Source organism: Streptomyces sp. NPDC004284, from assembly GCF_042874035.1.
Taxonomy (GTDB): Bacteria; Actinomycetota; Actinomycetes; order Streptomycetales; family Streptomycetaceae; genus Streptomyces.
This window is the reverse complement of the sequence record NZ_JBIAMJ010000003.1, coordinates 542,436-559,246: the sequence shown is the minus strand read 5'-3', so window position 1 is coordinate 559,246 and position 16,811 is coordinate 542,436. Positions and strand designations below refer to the sequence as shown.

Genomic DNA, 16,811 nt, shown 5'->3' with positions numbered 1-16,811 from the left:
GTAGAGGGGGTGGCTGGCCTCGGTGGTCACGTCCGGCACCCTAGGGCGGCCCGTATACGGAAACGCCGTCCTTAAGGCGGGCTTGAGCCGAGACTGACCGCGCGTTAATCCGACGGGCCTCACAGCGGTCGCCGCCCCGGACGGAGATCAGCGTTCCGTACGGGAAACAGCCGGGATGCCGACGGGTAACACCCGCCCCGCACCCTTCCGGTATGAGTACACGGATCGTGGTGGTCGGGGGCGGAACGGCGGGCGCCCGGCTCGCCCAGCGCCTGCCCGTCACCCTCCTGGGCGAGGAACCGCACGCCCCCTACAACAGGGTGCTGCTCGCCGACGTCCTCGCCGGACGGTACGCCCCCGAGGTCATCGCCCTCCCCGGGACCCGGGAGCCGGTACGGCTCGGGGTCCGGGCGGCACGGATCGACCGCGCGGCCCGGACGGTCGAGTGCGCGGACGGCTCCCTCGTCCCGTACGACCGGCTGGTCCTCGCCACCGGCTCCAACCCGGTGCTCCCGCCCCTGCGCGGGCTCCGCGGGGCGGCGCTCCCCGCCGGCGTCCACCCCTTCCGCACCCTCGACGACTGCCTGTCCCTCCGTGCCCTCGTACGGCCCGGGGTACGGGCCGTCGTCATCGGCGGCGGCCTCCTCGGCGTCTCCGCCGCACGCGCCCTCGCCTCCCTCGGCGCCGACGTCGTCCTCGCCCAACAGGGCGAACGCCTGATGGAACGCCAACTCGACGACCAGGCGTCCGCCTTGCTGCGCTCGCATGTCGAGGCCCTCGGAGTCGAGGTCCACACCGAGTGCCGTGTCAGCGGCCTGCGCCGACGGGACGGCTCGGTCACCGCCGTCGAGCTTGCCGACGGCTACGTCCTCGACGCGCAGGTCGTGGTCCTGGCGTGCGGGGTACGGCCCCGCGTGGCCCTGGCCCGCGAGGCGGGCCTGTCCGTCGCGACGGGCATCGTCGTCGACGACGAGCTCCGCACCTCGGACCCGTCCATCCACGCGATCGGCGACTGCGCGGAACACGCGGGCCGCGTGTACGGCCTGGCGGGCCCGGCGCTGGAGCAGGCGGACGTCCTGGCGGACCTGCTGCTGGATCAGTGCGGGCAATCGTCCCGCGGGGCGAAGGGGGTCCCCCCTGCTCGAGCGGAGCCGAGAACTCGGGGGAGGGTGGGCACACGGGACGGCGCCCCTGCCGGCGCCTCCGGCTCCCGTCCCTACCCGCACCCCGAGGGCGCCGCGCATCCGGTGCGGGTCCAGGCGCAGGAGCCTCCGGCGCCGTCCGTCGTGCCCACCCGTTCCGCCCCTGCGGAACAGGTGCCCACCACGGGGTACACGGGGACCCGCGCCCTCACCCGCCTCACCCTCACCGGCCCCACCCCCCTCGACCTCGCCGCCTTCGGCGAGACCACCCCCCGGCCCGGCGACGACGTCGTCACCCTCACCGACGCCACCCGCGCCGCGTACCGGAAGGTCGTCGTCCGGGGCGACCGGCTCGTCGGGGGCGTCCTGCTCGGCGACCTCGCCGCCGTCGGCGCGCTCGCGAGGGCCTGGGAGGGCGACGAGGCCCTGCCGGAGGAGGCCCCCCTGCTGCATCTGCTCACCCACGACGGAGGCTCCGCATGACCACCACCCCCACCATCGTCCTGGTCGGCCACGGAATGGTCGGACAGCGGTTCCTGGAGGCGCTCGCCGAGCGTGGCGTCGCCGGGCGGGCCAGGATCGTGGTCCTGTGCGAGGAGCCGCGCCCGGCCTACGACCGCGTGCAGCTGACCTCGTACTTCTCGGGGAAGACGCCGGACGACCTGTCGATGGTCGAGGACGGCTTCCTGACCAGGCACGGGATCGAGCTGCACACGGACGACCCGGCCGAGTCGATCGACCGGGCGGCCCGGACGGTGACGGCCCGCTCGGGGCGGGTCGTCGCGTACGACACGCTCGTGCTCGCCACCGGCTCGTACCCCTTCGTGCCGCCCGTCCCCGGCAGGGACGCCCGCGGCTGTTTCGTCTACCGCACGATCGAGGACGTCCTCGCGATCGAGGAGTACGCGAAGACGGCGACGACGGGCGCGGTCGTCGGCGGCGGTCTGCTCGGCCTGGAGGCGGCGGGCGCGCTGAAGGGCCTGGGACTGGACACGCACGTGGTGGAGTTCGCGCCGCGGCTGATGCCGGTGCAGGTCGACGAGGGCGGCGGCGCGGCCCTGCTGCGGACGATCGAGCGGATGGGCCTGACCGTGCACACGGGCACGGGCACGCAGGAGGTCGTGGCCGGGGACGACGGCGCCGTGACGGGGATGCGGCTGTCGGACGGTTCCGAACTGGCCACGGACATGGTCGTGTTCTCGGCGGGCGTACGGCCCCGGGACCAGCTGGCCCGCGACTGCGGTCTGGACGTCGGCGAGCGCGGCGGCATCGCCGTGGACGAGCTGTGCCGGACCTCCGACCCGGCGGTCTTCGCGATCGGCGAGTGCGCGCTCGCCTCGGACGGCCGGGTGTACGGCCTGGTGGCGCCGGGCTACGAGATGGCGCAGACGGCGGCGGCGGTGATCGCCGAGGAGAGCCCCCAGGGCTTCACCGGCGCCGACATGTCGACCAAGCTGAAGCTGCTCGGCGTGGACGTGGCCTCCTTCGGCGACGCGCACGGGACGGCCGAGGGCTGCCTCGACGTCGTGTACTCGGACTCCCGCTCGGGCGTCTACAAGAAGCTGGTCGTCTCCGGTGACGGGGTGCTCCTCGGCGGTGTCCTGGTCGGCGACGCCGAGCAGTACGGGCTCCTGCGCCCGCTCACCGGTTCCGTACCCCCCGTCTCCCCCGAGCGGCTGGTGCTCCCGGCGGGCGCCGGCGCCCCGGTCGCGCTCGGCCCGTCCGCGCTGCCGGACGACGCCGTCATCTGCTCCTGCCACAACGTGACGAAGCACGCGATCGGCCAGTGCACGAGCCTCCCCGAGGTGAAGAGGTGCACCAAGGCCGGTACGGGATGCGGCAGTTGCGTGAAGACGATCGAGAAGCTGCTGCCGGCCGCCGTCGACGAGGGGCTGTGCGGCTGCTTCTCGTACACCCGGAGCGAGCTGTACGAGATCGCCCGCACCCTGCGGCTGACCTCCTTCGCCGCGCTGCTCGACTCGCACGGGCGGGAGGAGGCGCGGGGCGGCGAGGGCTGCGAGGTCTGCAAGCCGACCGTCGGCTCCATCCTCGCCAGCCTCGACAACGGCTACATCCTGGACGGCGAGCAGGCCTCCCTCCAGGACACCAACGACCACTTCCTCGCCAACATGCAGCGCAACGGCTCCTATTCGGTGGTGCCGCGCATCCCCGGCGGCGAGATCACCCCGGACAAGCTGATCGTGATCGGCGAGGTGGCGCGGGACTTCGGGCTCTACACGAAGATCACCGGCGGTCAGCGGATCGACCTCTTCGGCGCCCGGGTGGACCAGCTTCCCTCGATCTGGACGCGGTTGGTCGACGCGGGCTTCGAGTCGGGGCACGCGTACGGCAAGGCGCTGCGCACGGTGAAGTCCTGCGTGGGGCAGACCTGGTGCCGGTACGGCGTCCAGGACTCGGTGAAGATGGCGATCGGGCTGGAGCTGCGCTACCGGGGCCTGCGCGCCCCGCACAAGCTGAAGTCGGCGGTCTCGGGCTGCGCCCGCGAGTGCGCGGAGGCCCAGTCGAAGGACTTCGGGATCATCGCGACGGCGAACGGCTGGAACCTGTACGTCGGCGGGAACGGCGGCGCGACCCCGCGCCACGCGGACCTCCTCGCGCAGGACCTCTCGGACGCCGAACTGGTCCGCCTCATCGACCGGTTCCTGATGTTCTACATCCGGACGGCGGACCGCCTCGAGCGGACGTCGACCTGGCTGGAGCGGCTGGAGGGCGGGCTCGACCACCTCAAGGACGTGGTGGTGCACGACTCCCTGGGACTCTGCGACGAACTGGAGGCGCTGATGGCCGCGCACGTCGCCGGCTACCGGGACGAGTGGGCCGAGACCCTCGACGACCCGGAGCGGCTGCGGCGCTTCGTCTCCTTCGTGAACGCCCCGGGGGCGCCGGATCCGTCCGTCCGGTTCGTGCCGGAGCGCGACCAGATCAAGCCGGACCTCACGGTCCTGACCCTGGAAGGAGTCACCTCCCGATGACGACGACGCTCGAACCTGCGGGAGCGCCCGAACCGACGGGAGCGCCCGAACCGACGGGAACGCTCGAACCGACGGGAACGCTCGAACTCTCCTCGTCCCCCGGTTCCTGGATGACGGTCTGCGAGGAGGCCCGGCTGACCCCCGGCCGGGGCGTGGCGGCGCTGCTGCCGGACGGCCGGCAGGCGGCGGTCTTCCGGGACCGGTCGGGCCGCGCGTACGCGATCGACAACCGCGATCCGTTCACGGGGGCGCAGGTGCTGTCCCGGGGTCTCGTCGGCTCGGCGGGCGGGCGGCCGTTCGTGGCCTCGCCGCTCCTGAAGCAGCGGTTCGACCTGGAGACGGGCCGGTGCCTGGACGACGAGGAGGTCGCGGTGTCGGTATATCCGGTCCGCACGAAGTAACTTGACCGATCGTTCCAGATAGTCGTACGGTCCCCTCATGGCCAGGACCAAGGAATTCGATCCGGAGGCCGCGCTCCAGGCAGCCCTCGAACTGTTCTGGGCGCGCGGCTACGAGGCGACGACGATGTCGGACCTCGTGGAACACCTCGGCATCGGCCGCGCCAGCATCTACGCGACCTTCGGCAACAAGCACGAGCTGTACCTGAAGGCGATGGACCGCTACCTGGAGACCCGCGACCCGCGGATCGTCGAGGAGCTGTCCGCGCCGGGCCCGGCACTGCCGGCCGTGCGCGCGCTCGTCCGCCGCTTCGCCGCCGAGGCGGCGGCGGACGGGGAGCGCCTGAACGGCTGCTTCGTCACCAACTCGGCGGCGGAACTGGGCCCGCACGACACGGTGGTCGCCCGCCGGGTCGAGCTGAGCTGGGAGCAGATCGAGACGCTCCTGCACGGGGCGCTCACCCGGGCCCGCGCCGGGGGCGAACTCCCGGCCGACCGGGACCCGCGGGCGCTCGCCCGGATGCTGCTCGTCCTGCTCCAGGGGATCCGGGTGGTCGGCAAGGTGTCGAGCGAGCCGGGCCGGGTCACGGACGCGGCGGAACAGGCACTGGGACTGCTGGACTGAGGAGCGGGCGCCCGCGGGGGGGCGCCCTTTCTTCGGGGTTCAATCTGGAACGTACGGTCAAGCTCAGGGGGGCAGGAATGACGACGACAGGATTACGACGACCCCGGGCCGTGCACACCGCGTACGCCGTGGACTCCCGGCACGGCTTCCTCCTCCTCGGGGCCGTCCAGACGACGCTCATCTTCACGCTCGCCTCCCTCGCCGTCCCGCTCCCCCGCATCGGCGCCGCGTTCCGGCTCGACCGCGCCCAACTGATCCTGCTGAGCGCCGCCTACGGGCTGACCTTCGCCGGACTGCTCCTCCTCGGCGGCCGGCTCGCCGACCGCTCCGGCGGACGCCGGGTCCTCACCGCCGGCCTCCTGCTCTTCGGCACCGCCTCCGCCCTCGCGCCCCTCGCCCCCGGGTACGAGACCCTGCTCGCCGCCCGGTTCGGACAGGGCGCCGGCGCGGCGCTCGTCGCCCCGGCCGCGATGGCGGTGCTGCGGGCGCTGCACCCCGAACCGGCCGCGTACGGCAGGGCGATGGCCACCTGGGGCGGACTCTCCGTCCTCGGCGCCACCGCCGGGAACCTGCTCTCCGGGGTCATCGCGGCCGCCACCTCCTGGCGCGGCACCTTCGCGGTCCCGGTCGCGGTGACGGCGACGGCACTGGTCCTGGCACCGAGGCTGCTGCCGCCGACGCCGCCGCCGGCCGACGCCCACGCAGAAACCGCGACCGGCCCCGGCACCGCGCGAACCACCACCACGCGCGACACCGAGACCGCTCGCCCCACCACGCGCGACACCGACACCGCTCGCCCCACCACACCCGGCCCCGGCACCGCGCGGACCACCACCACGCCCGGCATCACCCCCTCCCGGGCCACGACCGACGTCGCCCCGCCCCCGCCCCCGCCCCGCGCCCGCCGCTCCCTCGACCTCCCCGGCGCCCTGCTCGCCACCGCCGGGATCACGCTCGCCAGTCACGGACTCGTCCTCACCGACGCCCGCCCCTGGGGCTCCGCCCCGGTCCTCCTCCCCCTGCTCACCGGACTCGCCCTCCTCGCCGCCTTCGCGGCGGTCGAGCGGCGGGCCGCCGACCCGCTGCTGCCCCCGGACTTCCTGCGGGACGGCCGCCGGGTCCTGGGCCTCGCGGCGATCGGAATCACGGCCGCCGGCACGGCGACGGTCTTCGTCCTCCTCTCCCTCGCGCTCCAGCAGCAGCGCGGCTGGTCCCCGCTGCTCACCTCCGCCGCCTTCGTGCCCTTCGCGGCCGCCCTGCTCGGTGCGGGCCGGGGCGCGGGCCCGCTGATCGGGCGGTACGGCCCCGGGCGGGTGACCGCCGCCGGGCTCGGCGCGGCCGCCGCCGGGCTCGGGCTGCTCGCGGCGACCGGGTTCGACACCTCCGTGCCGTACGCGTACGGCCTGCTGCCCGGCCTGGTCCTGCTCCCTGCCGGCGGCGCCCTGTCCTTCGCGGGCGCGGCCGTCCTCGCCACCGACGGGGTCCCGGCGCACCGTGCGGGCCTCGCGGGCGGCGTCCTGAACACGGCGATGGAGCTCGGGCCGACCGTGCTCTTCGCCGCCCTGCTCACCCTCGGCGGCGACGCGGTGTCGCTGGCGGCCGCGGCCGCCCTGTTCACCGCTCTCGCCGCCGCCGTACTCCTCCGTCAGAAAGGCTGACCACCATGTCCGCACGCTTCACCGACCGCACCGTCCTCGTCACCGGAGCCGGTTCCGGTCTGGGCCGGGCCATCGCGCTCGCCTTCGCCGCCGAGGAGGCGAAGGTCGTCGTCGCCGGCCGTACGCCGGAGTCCCTCGACGGGACGGTCGCGCTGATCGAGGCCGCCGGGGGCACGGCCGCCGCGGTGACCGCCGACGTGGCGAGCGCCGGGTCCACCCGGGAGCTGGTCCGGCGTGCGGTCGAGCTCTTCGGCCGCCTGGACGTCGCCGTGAACAACGCGGGGGTCTTCCGGGGCGGCCACAGCGCGGCCGACTTCCCCCTGGAGGACTGGCAGGCGCTGCTCGACATCAACGTCACGGGGGTGCTGCACGCCCTCCAGGCCGAGGTCGCCCACATGCGGGCGAACGGCGGCGGGGCCATCGTGAACATCGCGTCCAACCTGGGCCCGCACGTCCGGATCCCGGGGGTCTTCGGCTACCAGGTCTCCAAGGCGGCGGTCTCGGCGATGACCCGGGCGGCGGCCCTGGACCACATCGGCGACGGAGTCCGGATCAACGCGGTCAGCCCCGGCCCTTCGGACTCCACGATGTCGCTCCGCCCCGGCGAGACCGAGGCGGAGCGGGAGGTCCGCATGAAGGAGCAGTCGCCCCTCGGCCGCATCTCTTCGGCGGCCGAGGTGGCGGCGGCGGTGCTGTACCTCGCGTCGGACGACGCGGGCTCCGTCGTCGGCGCGGACCTGGTGATCGACGGCGGCGTCTCGGCCTGAGGCCCGGATCAGACCTGGCCCTGGACGGCCGCCGGGTCCATCCAGAAGACCTCCCAGTGGTGCCCGTCCAGGTCGGTGAAGGAGCGGCCGTACATGAAGCCCATCTCCAGCGGCTCCTTCGCCGGGCCACCGCCGGCGGCGAGGGCGGCGTCGGCGAGCCGGTCGCACTCCTCCCGGCTCTCCGCGCTCAGCGTCACCAGCACCTCGGTGCTCCTGGTCGCGTCGGAGATCTCCTTGCCGGGAGCCATGAAGGACTTGAACTTGGGCTCTTCGAGGAGCATCGCGAAGATCGTGTCGCTGATGACCACACAGGCCGTGGTCTCGTCGCTGAACTGCGGGTTCGAGGAGTACCCGAGCTTCTCGAAGAAGGCCTTGCTGGCGTCGACGTCCTTCACGGGCAGGTTCACGAAGATCATCTGCGGGGCCATGGCGCTCTCTCTTCCGTCGTGCGGTGCGTCGTTCGGTGCTGTCGAGAGGTAAGACGGGCCCGCTCCTCGGAACTCATCGCTCTCCCGAGGATTCTTTTCGCTCAGCCGACCGAACGCAGTTCGAGCACCGCCAGCGGGACGAACCCCCCGCCCGTCCCCCCGGTGTCCGCCCCGGCCCCGGCGAGCCTCCGCAGCATCGCGAGCGCGATCCGCTCACCCTGCGCCTTGGCCCGCTCCGCCGTCGGCCCCCTGTGCAGCCCGTCCACGCTCGCGTGCCACAGCTGCACCCAGCGGCCGAAGTGGGCAGCGGTGAGCGGCCGGGCGGCGTGGAGCCCGGCGTGCGGCGCGAAGGCGTCGCGCCCGTAGGCGCCGGTACGGAAAAGGGCGCGCTCCCAGAAGCCGACGATGCTCGGCAGATGCGCCTCCAGGTCCGTACCGGCGACCTCGGTGAAGAAAGGCCCGATCAGCGGGTCGGCGAAGGCCGCCCCGTAGAAGCGCCGCAGCAGCACGTCGAGGTCACGACGGTCGCCGATGTCGGAGGTGGCACGCATGCCCTCCAGTGTCCCCGCTTCCGGACCGTCCAGCGCATGCCGGGAACCCGGCGCCCGGCACCGACGCACGCCGGGTGCGGCATCGCCTACGAGGTGACCGGCCCGTTCCCCGCGTATCTACCCGTGTAGCACCGCAGGTCCATCTGCCGTTGGGCGCCGCCGAGCAGGGCGGCGCCCAGGGGGGTGAGGGTGTGCAGGACCGCGTTGCCGTGGCGGAGGGTCGTGATGAGCCCGGCCTCGCGCAGCACGCCGGCGTGCTGGCTGGCAGAGGCCAGGGACACGCCGGCCCTGCGGGCGAGTTCGCTGGTCGTGCCGCCGTCGCCGATGGCGTGCAGGACGGCCGAGCGGGTCTGGCCGACCAGTTTGGCCAGCGAGGAGCCGCCCGGCGCGCGGACGGTCGGCGCCTCGCCGTGCGTGACGGGGTAGACGAGGACCGGGGGCAGCGTGGGGTCGCGCAGCACCACGGGGGTCCCCCGGCAGAAGAACGAGGGCTGGAGCAGCAGCCCCCGCCCGTCGAGGTGGACGTCCCGGTCGACGGGGTAGTCCGCCTCCAGGACGGGCGCGCGCCAGCGGAGCATCGGCGGCAGCGAGGCGAGCAGCTCCTCGGCTCCGCCGTCGAGGAGGGCCCGGCCGCGGCGAGCCCGGTCGGCCTCGACGCGGGCCCGGACGTGCGGCCAGTACGGCTCGATCGCGGCCCGGTGGTAGCTCCTGAGCGCCCCCACGAGCCGGTCGAAGGGCTCCGTGGCGCCGTCGGCGAGGGCGCGCAGCGAGTGGGGCACGGTCCGGCCGCCGGAGCGGTCGGCGGCGAGCAGCGAGAGTTCGCCGCGCAGCCGGCCGGGCTCGGTGGCCCGGATGGCCTGGAGGCCCTCGTCGATCCCGTGGACGCCTTCCGCGGGCGTCAGGAAGTCGGGGAAATAGCCGCGGCTGGGAACGAGGGCGGCGAGGAGGCGGGTCTCGCCGCCGAGCCGCATGCGGGCGCCCGAGCGCCATTCCCCGTAGACGACGGGTCCGCGCCGGTCTCTTAAGCGGTGAAAGCTCAGAATCGTTTCCCACAGAACGTCCGGCCGGGCGGCCGTCCGCACCCCTGCCAAATCGTTCCCGGTGAAATGAATCCGCAGCATGAACGTCCCCACCCGTGCACTCGCAACCACCCCCGACGTCGAGTATGCACAGCATCACTGCACGTTACCAGGGTGTTTCAGCCACAGATGAAAGGCATCGCGGCAATCGGGCGGAACCGAAAAGCTGTACGGGTCGGGCAGGAAACCTTCAGGACCGAGGTGACGTGGCGAAGACCGTGGGGGGCTTTGCCCGTCCGGCGGCGGTCGGCGAGGTTGCGGCTCACCTGCCCGGCATCGGTAAAGGGCGCGGCCTCCGGGTGGGGATCCGGGGGTCGCGCCCGCCCGTTCTTTGCGCCGAGGAATCGAAGAAGTTCAATTCCCAATAATTCAATCGGCCGCAATTGAACATTGATTCACATCAGCTTGAAGAGCAAACAAACAACGGGACGGACACCTCCGCACAAAAGGTGTCCGTCCCGTCTCTTTGTGAATCCGGAGCCGCCGCCCGCCGGTGAGGGTGAGAGGTGACCGACGGCGGCCCCGGTGGCTCGCGGGGCTCGGTGCCCCGGCACTCAGCGGCTGTCGCTGCCCTTCGCCTCGGCGGCCGCGCGGCCCGCCTCCAGGCGCGCCACCGGGATCCGGAAGGGCGAGCAGGAGACGTAGTCGAGGCCGACCTCGTGGAAGAAGTGCACCGACTCCGGGTCGCCGCCGTGCTCGCCGCAGACACCGAGCTTGATGTCGGGGCGGGTGGCGCGGCCGGCCTGGACGGCGCTGCGGACCAGGGCGCCCACGCCGTCCTTGTCGATGGTCTCGAAGGGGCTGACGCCGAAGATGCCCTTCTCCAGGTACGCGGTGAAGAACGAGGCCTCCACGTCGTCGCGGGAGAAGCCCCAGACCGTCTGGGTCAGGTCGTTGGTGCCGAAGGAGAAGAACTCCGCGGCCTCGGCGATCTGACCGGCGGTCACGGCGGCGCGCGGCAGCTCGATCATGGTGCCGAGCGCGAGCTTCAGCTCGACGCCGGTCTGCGCCTGGACCTCGGCGATGACCTGCTCGGCCTCCTCGCGGACGATCTCCAGCTCCTGGACGGTGCCGACGAGCGGGATCATGATCTCGGCGCGCGGGTCGCCCTTGGCGTCGATGCGGTGGGCCGCGGCCTCGGCGATCGCCCGGACCTGCATGGTGAACAGGCCGGGGATGACCAGGCCGAGGCGGACGCCGCGCAGACCCAGCATCGGGTTCTGCTCGTGCAGCCGGTGCACGGCCTGGAGCAGGCGCAGGTCGTTCTCGTGCGGCTCCTTGCGGGACTCGGCGAGGGCGACGCGCACCGACAGCTCGGTGATGTCGGGCAGGAACTCGTGCAGCGGCGGGTCGAGCAGGCGGACCGTGACGGGCAGCCCGTCCATGGCCTCGAAGAGCTCGATGAAGTCCTGCTTCTGCAGCGGGAGCAGCGCCTTCAGCGACTCCTCGCGCTCGGCGTCCGTGTCGGCCAGGATGAGGCGCTCGACGTACTGGCGGCGCTCGCCGAGGAACATGTGCTCGGTGCGGCACAGGCCGATGCCCTGGGCGCCGAAGCGGCGGGCGCGCGAGGCGTCCTCGGCGTTGTCGGCGTTGGCGCGGACCCGCAGGCGGCGGACGCGGTCGGCGTAGGCCATGATCCGGTGGACCGCGCCGACGAGCTCGTCGGCGTCGTCGGCGCCGGCGTGCATGCGGCCCTCGAAGTACTCGACGACCGGGGACGGGACGACGGGTACCTCACCGAGGTAGACCTTGCCGGTGGAGCCGTCGATGGAGACGACGTCGCCCTCCTCGATGACCGCGCCGGAGGCGGTGGTCATGCGGCGGCGCTTGGTGTCGACCTCCAGCTCCTCGGCGCCGCAGACACAGGTCTTGCCCATGCCGCGGGCGACGACGGCGGCGTGCGAGGTCTTGCCGCCGCGGGAGGTGAGGATGCCCTCGGCGGCGATCATGCCGTCCAGGTCGTCCGGGTTGGTCTCGCGGCGGATCAGGATGACCTTCTCGCCGGAGCGGGACCACTTGACGGCCGTGTACGAGTCGAAGACGGCCTTGCCGACGGCCGCCCCCGGGGAGGCGGCGATGCCGCGGCCGATCTGCTCGACCTTCGCGTTCTCGTCGAACTTGGGGAACATCAGCTGGGCGAGCTGGGCGCCGGTGACGCGCTGGAGCGCCTCGGCCTCGTCGATCAGGCCCTGGTCCACGAGCTGCGTGGCGATGCGGAAGGCGGCACCGGCGGTGCGCTTGCCGACGCGGGTCTGGAGCATCCAGAGCTGGCCGCGCTCGATGGTGAACTCGATGTCGCAGAGATCCTTGTAGTGGGTCTCCAGGGTGCTCATGATGTGCATGAGCTGGTCGTACGACTTCTTGTCGATCTGCTCGAGGTCGGCCAGCGGCACGGTGTTGCGGATGCCGGCGACGACGTCCTCGCCCTGCGCGTTCTGCAGGTAGTCGCCGTAGACGCCGGCGTGGCCGGAGGCGGGGTCGCGGGTGAAGGCGACACCGGTGCCGGAGTCGGGGCCGAGGTTGCCGAAGACCATCGAGCAGACGTTGACGGCGGTGCCGAGGTCGCCCGGGATGCGCTCCTGGCGGCGGTAGAGCTTGGCGCGGTCCGTGTTCCAGGAGTTGAAGACGGCCTCGATGGCGAGGTCCATCTGCTCGCGCGGGTCCTGCGGGAAGTCGCGGCCGGTCTGGGCCTTCACGATCTTCTTGAACTGCTCGACGACCTTCTTGAGGTCGGCGGCGTCCAGGTCGGTGTCGCTGGCGACCTTCTTCGCGGCCTTGGCCTCGTCGAGGGCCTCCTCGAAGAGCTCGCCGTCGACGCCGAGGACGGTCTTGCCGAACATCTGGATGAGCCGGCGGTACGAGTCCCAGGCGAAGCGCTCGTTGTCGGCCTGGCGGGCGAGGCCGGCCACCGACTCGTCGGAGAGGCCGATGTTGAGGACGGTGTCCATCATGCCCGGCATGGAGAACTTGGCGCCCGAGCGGACCGAGACGAGAAGCGGGTTGTCGGCCTGGCCGAGCTTCTTGCCCATCTGCTGCTCGAGGGCGTCGAGGTGCGCGCTCACCTCGTCGCGGAGCTCGACCGGCTCCGAGCCGCTCTCGAGGTAGACCTTGCACGCCTCGGTGGTGATCGTGAAGCCCGGAGGCACCGGAAGACCGAGGTTGGTCATCTCGGCGAGGTTGGCGCCCTTGCCACCGAGCAGGTCCTTCAGGTCCCTGTTGCCCTCGGTGAAGTCGTAGACGAACTTCTGATCATTGTTTTCCGACACGGGTCCCGACTCCTCGATGACTCGGTTGGCTGCCCTGACGGCGAGGAACATACCCAGATCGAAGGCTTCTGGGGAGGTACGCCTGCCGGTCACGCGGTCTTAACCACCCGTCCGCCAGCACTTCGAAAGTTACCGAGGTAAAGCTTCCGATTTCACGCCCCGAAGGCCATTTGGCGTAATCCAGGGGTTACACGCTCAGATGAGCGGACAATCGAGCACTTGCGTTCAACTCTTGAACACAAAAAGGGTGGCACCCAGTGCCACCCCTTCAGGCGATGCACCCTTCCGTAACCCGCTCATCTGAGCACCACCCCCCTCAGGGGTGGCGAGGATCACTCCCCCGGAAGGGCCGAATCTCAGCCGCCGGACGTGTCCAGCTCTGCGTCCTCGCTCACTCCGGCGCAGTCGTAGGGGTCCTTGAGCCAGCCGTCCGGCAGGACAACTCGGTTGTTTCCGGACGTACGACCCCGGGGGCCGTCCGCACCCACCGGCCACGGCTGGTCCAGGTCGAGCTCGCTCAACTGAGCGCGCAGCTCGTCCAGGGAAGAGGTGATCGCGAGCTTCTTGCGCATCTCGGAGCCGACCGAGAAGCCCTTCAGGTACCAGGCCACGTGCTTGCGGAAGTCGATGACACCGCGTGCCTCGTCGCCCAGCCACTCGCCGAGCAGCCGCGCGTGCCGCACCATCGCGTCCGCGACCTCCCGCAGCCCCGGCTGCGCGTAGGCGCCGGTGCCCTCGAAGCCCGCCACCAGGTCCCCGAAGAGCCACGGGCGGCCCAGGCAGCCACGGCCGACGACGACGCCGTCGCAGCCCGTCTCCCGCATCATCCGCAGGGCGTCGTCCGCCGACCAGATGTCGCCGTTGCCGAGCACCGGGATCTCCGGCACGTGCTCCTTGAGCCGCGCGATCGCGTCCCAGTCGGCCGTACCGCCGTAGTGCTGCGCCGCCGTCCGCCCGTGCAGGGCGATCGCCGTCACGCCCTCCTCGACCGCGATCCGGCCCGCGTCCAGGTACGTGATGTGGTCGTCGTCGATGCCCTTGCGCATCTTCATCGTGACCGGCAGGTCGCCCGCGTTGGACACGGCCTCGTTCAGGATCGCCCGCAGCAGCGGCCGCTTGTAGGGCAGCGCCGAGCCGCCGCCCTTCCGGGTCACCTTCGGGACCGGGCAGCCGAAGTTCAGGTCGATGTGGTCGGCGAGGTCCTCGTCGACGATCATCCGCACGGCCTTGCCGACCGTCACCGGATCCACCCCGTACAGCTGGATCGAGCGCGGCTTCTCCGTCTCGTCGAAGCGGATGAGCTGCATCGTCTTCTCGTTGCGCTCGACCAGGGCGCGCGTCGTGATCATCTCGCTCACGAACAGCCCCTTGCCACCGCTGAACTCACGGCAGAGGGTACGGAAGGGGGCGTTGGTGATGCCGGCCATGGGGGCGAGCACCACCGGCGGCTGCACGATGTGCGGCCCGATGGCGAGAGGGGTGAACGCGGTCATTCAGCCATTGTCGCGCACGGCGAAGATTGTTAGACAGCCGTACGATCCAGGCATGCCCGAGCTCACACGCGAGCGCCGTCTCGTCGTCCTCGCGATCTGCTGCACGAGCCTGCTGATCGTCAGCCTGGACAACACCGCGCTGAACGTCGCCCTGCCCGCCATGCGCGAGGACCTCGGCGCCACCGTCGCCGGCATGCAGTGGACCATCGACGCCTACACCCTGGTCCTCGCCTCCCTGCTGATGCTCGCGGGCTCCACCGCCGACCGGATCGGCCGCCGCAAGGTCTTCGTCACCGGCCTCGCCGTCTTCGCCCTCGGCTCGCTGCTCTGCTCCCTCGCGCCGAACCTGGAGTCCCTGATCGCCTTCCGGGCGGTCCAGGCCGTGGGCGGCTCGATGCTGAACCCGGTCGCCATGTCGATCATCACGAACACCTTCACGGAACCGGCGGAACGCGCGCGTGCCATCGGGGTCTGGGGCGGGGTCGTCGGCGTCTCCATGGCCGCCGGACCGCTGGTCGGCGGCGTGCTCGTCCAGTCGGTCGGCTGGCGGGCGATCTTCTGGGTGAACCTGCCGGTCGCCCTCCTCGCCCTCCTCCTGACCCTGCGGTACGTCCCCGAGTCCCGCGCTCCCCGGCCCCGGCGCCCCGACCCCGTGGGGCAGGTCCTGGTGACCGTGCTCCTCGGCTCGCTCACGTACGCGATCATCGAGACCGACCCGCTCTTCGCCGGGATCGCCGCCGCCGCCCTCGTCGGGCTGCTCCTCTACGAGCCCCGGCGCCACGAGCCCCTCATCGACCTCCGGTTCTTCCGCAGCGCGCCCTTCAGCGGGGCCACCGTCATCGCGGTCTGCGCCTTCGCCTCCCTCGGCGGCTTCCTCTTCCTGAACACCCTGTACCTCCAGGACGTCCGCGGCCTCTCCCCCCTGGCCGCCGGCCTCTGGATGCTCCCGATGGCCGGCATGACCTTCGTCTTCGCCCCCCTGTCCGGACGCCTCACGGCATCGCGCGGCCCGCGCCCCTCCCTGCTCCTCGCGGGCACGGCGATGGCGGCGGGCCCCCTGCTCTTCGCCGCCTTCTCCGCCGAGACGAGCGACCCGCTCCTCCTCACCGGCTACGTGGTCTTCGGCATCGGCTTCGGCCTGGTCAACGCCCCCATCACCAACACCGCGGTCTCCGGCATGCCCCGCGCCCAGGCCGGGGTCGCGGCAGCCGTCGCCTCGACGAGCCGCCAGGTCGGCCAGACCCTCGGCGTCGCCGTGATCGGCACGGTCCTCGCGGCCGGGGCCGGCGCCGCCCTCGACACCGACGCCTTCGTCGCCGCGGCCCGCCCCGGCTACTGGATCATCACCGGCTGCGGGCTCGCCGTCCTCGCGGTCGGAGCCCTCACCAGCGGACCCTGGGCTCGGCGCACGGCGGAACGCACGGCGCGGTCCCTGGCCCCGGAGAGCGGTACGGAGGACGGGCCTCACGCCACCGCCAAGGTGCCGTCCCCCTGAGCCGCCCGCTCCCGGACCACCAGGTCGAGGAGGCGGGCGACGCCGGCCTGGGTGGCGTCGTCCACGGGGACGTAGGTGACGAGGTGGGTCCCGGCGTTCGGGCCGAGCCACAGGTTGGTGTGCTCGAAGCTGAGGAGCCCCACGCGCGCGTTGCGGATGACCTTGACGCGGCCGCCGGGGGCGACCACCTCGTGCCGGGCCCAGAGCTCGCGGAACTCGGGCGAGGCGTCTTCCAGGCGGCGCACGAGCTGCTTCCAGGCGGGCTCGGCGAGGTGTTCGGCCATGGCGGCGCGGAGTTTGCCGGCGAGGGCGCGCATGACCTCGGGGAGGTCGGTGACCGAGGCGCGGAAGTCCTCGTTGGTGAAGGCCAGCCAGAGGGAGTTGCGGTCCTCGCGGGGCAGCGCGTCCAGGTCGCAGAAGAGCTGCCCGAAGGTGCGGTTGTGGGCGAGGAAGTCGTACCGGCTGTTCTGGATCGCGGCGGGCACGGGCTCCAGTTGGTCGAGCAGGCGGCGCAGGGTGGGCGTGACGGCGGAGCAGGGCGCCTCGGGGTGCGGGTCCGCGTGGCCCGCGAGGGCGAAGAGGTGGCTGCGCTCGGTCGGGTCGAGCAGCAGGGCTCCGGCGAGGGCGTCGAGGACCTGCGGGGAGACCTGGATGTCCCGGGCCTGCTCCAACCACGTGTACCAGGTGACGCCGACGGCGGAGAGCTGCGCGACCTCCTCCCGGCGCAGGCCGGGGGTGCGGCGGCGCCGGCCCCGGGGCAGACCGACCTCCTCGGGGGTGATGCGCTCGCGGCGGCTGCGCAGGAAGGCGGCGAGCTCGTGGCGCCGGACGTCCTGCTCGGGTGCGCTCATCGCCATGACGGTCATGCCTCCAGGGTGCCGGGGCGGTCAGCCGGTTTCCAGGTAGTGCTTCTACC

13 protein-coding genes are annotated in these 16,811 nt (G+C 72.3%); 7 read left to right on the top strand and 6 right to left on the bottom strand.

All coding sequences use genetic code 11. The annotated features are described in order from the left end of the window. Positions 1–212: 212 nt before the first annotated feature. The 6 genes from ACFYUS_RS12140 (at position 213) to ACFYUS_RS12115 (ending at position 7,583) form a co-directional block, all read left to right on the top strand. On the top strand, positions 213–1,625 hold the full coding sequence (locus tag ACFYUS_RS12140; RefSeq protein WP_388849059.1) for an NAD(P)/FAD-dependent oxidoreductase: 1,413 nt from the start codon (positions 213–215) through the stop codon (positions 1,623–1,625). Next, positions 1,622–4,135 carry a nitrite reductase large subunit NirB gene (gene nirB, locus ACFYUS_RS12135; protein ID WP_388849056.1) on the top strand — a complete coding sequence of 838 codons (2,514 nt, stop codon included), beginning with the start codon at positions 1,622–1,624 and terminating at the stop codon, positions 4,133–4,135. The genes ACFYUS_RS12140 and nirB overlap by 4 nt, the downstream gene beginning before the upstream one ends. Positions 4,136–4,245: 110 nt before the next feature. Next, positions 4,246–4,536, top strand: a complete 291-nt coding sequence (gene nirD, locus ACFYUS_RS12130) for a nitrite reductase small subunit NirD (RefSeq protein ID WP_388849189.1) — start codon at positions 4,246–4,248, stop codon at positions 4,534–4,536. A gap of 37 nt (positions 4,537–4,573) precedes the next feature. Continuing rightward, a complete protein-coding gene (locus ACFYUS_RS12125; protein WP_388849053.1) occupies positions 4,574–5,158 on the top strand; it encodes a TetR/AcrR family transcriptional regulator in 585 nt (194 codons plus the stop codon). A gap of 77 nt (positions 5,159–5,235) precedes the next feature. After that, the gene (locus ACFYUS_RS12120; protein WP_388849050.1) at positions 5,236–6,816 is read left to right on the top strand and encodes an MFS transporter; all 1,581 of its coding nucleotides are present in this window, start codon (positions 5,236–5,238) and stop codon (positions 6,814–6,816) included. 5 nt (positions 6,817–6,821) lie between these two features. Then, positions 6,822–7,583 carry an SDR family NAD(P)-dependent oxidoreductase gene (locus tag ACFYUS_RS12115; RefSeq protein ID WP_388849047.1) on the top strand — a complete coding sequence of 254 codons (762 nt, stop codon included), beginning with the start codon at positions 6,822–6,824 and terminating at the stop codon, positions 7,581–7,583. A gap of 8 nt (positions 7,584–7,591) precedes the next feature. Here the strand turns inward: ACFYUS_RS12115 and ACFYUS_RS12110 are convergent, their stop codons facing one another. From ACFYUS_RS12110 to dusB, 5 genes are all read right to left on the bottom strand, one after another. Further along, positions 7,592–8,011, bottom strand: a complete 420-nt coding sequence (locus tag ACFYUS_RS12110; RefSeq protein WP_388849044.1) for a VOC family protein — start codon at positions 8,009–8,011, stop codon at positions 7,592–7,594. A 101-nt stretch (positions 8,012–8,112) separates the two neighbouring features. Next, on the bottom strand, positions 8,113–8,562 hold the full coding sequence (locus ACFYUS_RS12105; RefSeq protein WP_388849041.1) for a group III truncated hemoglobin: 450 nt from the start codon (positions 8,560–8,562) through the stop codon (positions 8,113–8,115). Between the two features lie 86 nt (positions 8,563–8,648). Further along, a complete protein-coding gene (locus ACFYUS_RS12100) occupies positions 8,649–9,683 on the bottom strand; it encodes a helix-turn-helix domain-containing protein (RefSeq protein ID WP_388849038.1) in 1,035 nt (344 codons plus the stop codon). Positions 9,684–10,195: 512 nt separating this feature from the next. After that, positions 10,196–12,907, bottom strand: coding sequence for a pyruvate, phosphate dikinase (gene ppdK, locus ACFYUS_RS12095; RefSeq protein WP_388849035.1), 2,712 nt, complete (start codon positions 12,905–12,907; stop codon positions 10,196–10,198). 356 nt (positions 12,908–13,263) lie between these two features. Further along, entirely contained in the window at positions 13,264–14,400 is a 1,137-nt protein-coding gene (gene dusB, locus ACFYUS_RS12090; protein WP_388849032.1) for a tRNA dihydrouridine synthase DusB, read from the bottom strand. Positions 14,401–14,452: 52 nt separating this feature from the next. Here dusB and ACFYUS_RS12085 point away from each other — a divergent pair, with 52 nt between their 5' ends. After that, the gene (locus tag ACFYUS_RS12085; protein WP_388849029.1) at positions 14,453–15,895 is read left to right on the top strand and encodes an MFS transporter; all 1,443 of its coding nucleotides are present in this window, start codon (positions 14,453–14,455) and stop codon (positions 15,893–15,895) included. Here the strand turns inward: ACFYUS_RS12085 and ACFYUS_RS12080 are convergent. After that, the gene (locus ACFYUS_RS12080; RefSeq protein ID WP_388849026.1) at positions 15,865–16,761 is read right to left on the bottom strand and encodes a helix-turn-helix domain-containing protein; all 897 of its coding nucleotides are present in this window, start codon (positions 16,759–16,761) and stop codon (positions 15,865–15,867) included. The two genes, ACFYUS_RS12085 and ACFYUS_RS12080, sit on opposite strands and share 31 nt — an antisense overlap. Between the last annotated feature and the right edge of the window lie 50 nt (positions 16,762–16,811).